Genomic DNA, 3897 nt, shown 5'->3' with positions numbered 1-3897 from the left:
AAGGTATTTGGGACATTCGGGTCAGAATGGCGAGTCTTTGCAATCGAAGTCAAGAGTAGGAGAGAGTGGTATCTTGGGATTGTCAGTACGAATCCAGGGGCGTTTAACTCGTCCGTCGGCGCCACAATAGTCGCGGTGCATACCCGGCACTTTCTCTTTCTCCGACCTTACCCAACCGGGTATATGCTCCATGAGGGAGTTGATATACTGCGATGAATAGCGGAATGATGTTCGGATGGCATCGTTCGGCATTTCGCACTTTATCATCTTCGGAGATACTATTGTCAGCGGTTCAGTGCCTATCTGACGGTATTCGTCATCGATAAATGATGACGGATCAATAGCCCACTTCTGCCACTGCGCCCTCTTGCCGAGCGGCCATGAGAAGTATGCTTTTGGAACGAGTCTGTTCAAGAACGCCTCTATTTCATCAAGCAATTCATCTCCGGCGGCAGTGGTATATTCAGCTTGTCGCCGATTGGCCTCCGATTCCAATTCAGGAGGGAGAAACAGCGTCTCTCCGGCAGTGTAATAGTGATAAGCCTCAGCCCACAACTGGGGAACCTCGGATTTCAGTGCGTCAATCCATTCTCGAACTTCTCCTGTGCCCTTTATAGGGATTACCCACCAGCGGCGATTGCCGTTACAGCTCTGTAGAAACTCTGTCTCGTTGGTCGTTGCGGCAAACACGTTGCTTCGGGGAATCGACTCACTCTTCCGGGCGTATGCCGGGCGCACATCATCGCGGACCCGGCTGAGAAACGCTTTGGCTGCCTCAGCATCATGGGCGCGTTTCATGCCGTTGAGTTCCGATATTTCCACAATCCATGCGCCAGTGATATCCTCAATCTTCGACTTGTCGTCGTGAGCGAATGAGAACGAATCTGAAAACCAGTTTCCGGCGATGATATTCAGGAATGTGCTTTTGCCAACACCCTGCGGCCCTGTAAACGTGAGTATATGGTCGAATTTGCATCCGGGACTGAAAGCGCGGGCCACCGCGCCGACCATCCACTTGCGTGTCTGCATCCGTGTAAGAGGAGTGTCATCGGCACCAAGGTACCGGATTACAACTGTATCGATGCGCTCCACATTATCCCATGTCGCACTCTGTATAAATTCATGCACGGGATTGAAGCCACGCTCCTTTGATGTGGTTTTGAGCATGTCGATAATACGCGGCTGAGAGAGCTGAAGCCCGTATACATTCTCGATATAAATGGCAATCTTGCCTATCGATTCATCGTCAATACGGTTGTCTCGCTCATTGCAGAAGTCTGGACAGTCGGTAATGTCCTGCTTGGTAAAGCGGTCGAAACGCACTTTTTTGAGCTGTGGGTCGTTGAGTAGAATCAGTTTGATATTCTGACCTGTTCTTTCAATCTGATTCCTGTCGTTGAGCGATAGCGCCGCCTCCCATTCGTCCGAATTTACATTGACTGATTTATTCTTGTCTTTTATCACTGTGAGCTTTACCGTTGTGTCCTCGGCGCAGAGTTGCAGCATTGCTTTATATGAGGGGCGACGTTTCGTTGCGGTTTCTTCCTTTTTTACATATTTGTCAAGGTCTCCGAACCTGAATATTCTTACAATTTCAAATGCATTGCAGGGCGCGTTGACCCCACTGATCCAGACAATCTGTTGAACTTCGTCTGTTTCGAGTGTGACTTCCGGGTTGTATGTAGCGGCATACAACCCGGTGGTTTTATCAAGAAGGAATAGGTCCGCCAGAAATTTTTCAATAGCGGCACGGCAGGAATAAGCACGGCAGAAGGTGTTTTCCATATCATGTCTTTCGGACAGAAGTTTGTAACCTACGCTCATATGAATCTCCTGTCTTTGGCACTGTTGCGCATGCCTTTGGTCATCTGCTCCATCTGTTCTTCGATGGAAGGCTGGCCTTTCCGAAGCCCCTCGGCCATCCACTTCCTTAACTCGGAGGGGAGAAAAAGCAGGTTGCGCCCTGGCTTATAGCATGGTATACGCCCCTCCTGAACGAGTGCATAGACCCTTGACACAGACAGTCTAAGAATACTGGCGGCATCTTTGACTGTTACCATCTCTTCCGGAGCGGTAACGACCATTGGAGCCATAGCGCCTTGCAGTAGTTTACCGACAGTTTCGGTCAGGGCATCGACTTTTTCTTCAAGCCGTGCCATAATCTGAGGCATTGCCTCGAATGTTGGTTTTTCAATCATAATGCGGTACGATGGGGGATTTGAACATCGTGCCGCAAAGTTCATCGGTTATATTCCTCCAATCCAGTTATCATCCGGATAACCAATGGATAACCGATAACCTGAATATTATCCGGCTTCTTCTGGCACAGGAAATATATATGGCACCAGCGGTCGGTTGACTTCGATTATCTGAAGTCGGAACTTTGTAGTAGCGTCGGAATCCTTGAGTCGGCTTTTGATAGTACTGACCGCATAGTTCTGAAGCGTCAGCGGGAATGAGGCTTTAATCATTTCGGCTGTGGCAAAACCAAAAATTTTCGGACAAGTATCAGGATTATGGATACGACGACACACGTTCCATGCGAAATGGATCAGGTCAAATTCAAAGACTCCCTGCAATTTTCGCTTCTCTACAACCTCGAAAGGTCCGCAGGTATTCAGTTTCCTGAAATTGTCGAGCAGTTTTTCAATCTGTTCGTCCGACAGTAGATTGCCGAGAGTTCCGGAGATATAGCCGATGATTTCTTCCGATAGCTCCGCAGTTTTATCATTCTCAACGACTGATACTTCGCCTTCTTCGCCCTGTCTATCACAAGTGACGACAATATCGTCTGCTTTAAGTGATTCTGGGGCGTTGCCGGAGTCAACTGTTTTACTTAGGTTTTGTTTTAATACCGCAGCGCACTTTCTTCCGGTTGCAAAAATTGCGGGCATTGCATCATTTACCATCGGTCCCGCCACAAAGACAGCCAAAAGAAACGGTGCTTCATAGAGAGTGAATATCCAAGCGGCATCAAGCCAGAACAATGCTGTGCCCGGATTTGAGGATGACCCGTTAGTTCCCGCATAAGCTGTCTTCATTGCCATAATCAGGAAGACAATGGTGATTAATACGGTCATGGTTTTCAATGTGTTGTCGCTTTTCATATAATTGTGAGATTTTGAAATTGTCCGACAAAATTACAGAGGATTGATTGCTAAAAACGAAATGTTGGACACTTTTCTTAGCCATATCGGTTCACTTTTAGCAACTTCCTGTATTTTTAGCATAAAATAGTCCGTTACCGGGCGGTAACGGACCATTATCTGCCTATTTGTGAAACGTGAGAACGTCCCACTGTCATTTCAGGGGGAAATCAGGTGCATTCTATTTGGGCTTGATTTTAATCTTGCCGAGAGTCTCAAGCAGTGCGGTCGGAACCTCATGCGTGTAGCGTAGAGTTGTCTCAAGATTCTTATGGGTGAGAGCCTGGCTGACCACGTAGGGATTGCTGCTCATTGCCATCTGAAGAGTGGCGTAGGTATGGCGGAAGCAATGGAACGTGATGTGCTTGTCGATGTTCGCTGCCTTTATCCAGTCTGCCAGAGGTTTTGCCGTAAGTGTTTTCTTGAATCCGGGAAATACTTTGCCTGTCTTACGCTCTCCGATTAGCTCTATGGCATCCTCGCAAAGCGGTAGGGTTGCAGCCGTCTTTGTCTTCTGTGTCTTGATTACAACGCATAGTCCGATTCCGGCAATCTCCTGAATATTCTTCCAGTCGAGGTTGAGAATGTCACTGAAACGCAGACCTGTGAGACAGGAGAAGAGCGATGCCCTGCGAAGCACGTCGCTGTCGCAGGGAGTCTGGGCCAGTCGGATAAGCTCGTCCTGATTGAGAAACTCTTTCACGACATCATCCCATTCGATGTATTCAAGAAAGTCGTTGACGTTCTCGGT

The 3897-nt window shown here is 48.1% G+C and carries 4 protein-coding genes; all 4 read right to left on the bottom strand.

Annotated features, from left to right (window positions below):
- Positions 1 to 21: 21 nt before the first annotated feature.
- Entirely contained in the window at positions 22 to 1785 is a 1764-nt protein-coding gene (locus tag QZ311_RS12145) for a virulence-associated E family protein (protein WP_297068464.1), read from the bottom strand.
- Positions 1786 to 1820: 35 nt separating this feature from the next.
- Complete coding sequence (locus QZ311_RS12140; RefSeq protein WP_168355127.1) at positions 1821 to 2198, bottom strand: helix-turn-helix domain-containing protein; 378 nt, start codon at positions 2196 to 2198, stop codon at positions 1821 to 1823.
- Positions 2199 to 2306: 108 nt separating this feature from the next.
- Complete coding sequence (locus QZ311_RS12135; protein ID WP_121699343.1) at positions 2307 to 3107, bottom strand: hypothetical protein; 801 nt, start codon at positions 3105 to 3107, stop codon at positions 2307 to 2309.
- A 220-nt stretch (positions 3108 to 3327) separates the two neighbouring features.
- The coding region (locus QZ311_RS12130; RefSeq protein ID WP_297068458.1) for a site-specific integrase at positions 3328 to 3897 on the bottom strand (570 nt) is incomplete at its 5' end.

Source organism: uncultured Duncaniella sp. (assembly GCF_910578445.1).
Lineage (GTDB): Bacteria > Bacteroidota > Bacteroidia > Bacteroidales > Muribaculaceae > Duncaniella.
This window is presented reverse-complemented; position numbering and strand designations above follow the sequence as displayed.

Coding starts and splice junctions, on each gene's coding strand:
- QZ311_RS12145 (WP_297068464.1), bottom strand. CDS start 1,785: ATGGAAAACACCTTCTGCCGTGCTTATTCCTGCCGTGCCGCTATTGAA.
- QZ311_RS12140 (WP_168355127.1), bottom strand. CDS start 2,198: ATGATTGAAAAACCAACATTCGAGGCAATGCCTCAGATTATGGCACGG.
- QZ311_RS12135 (WP_121699343.1), bottom strand. CDS start 3,107: ATGAAAAGCGACAACACATTGAAAACCATGACCGTATTAATCACCATT.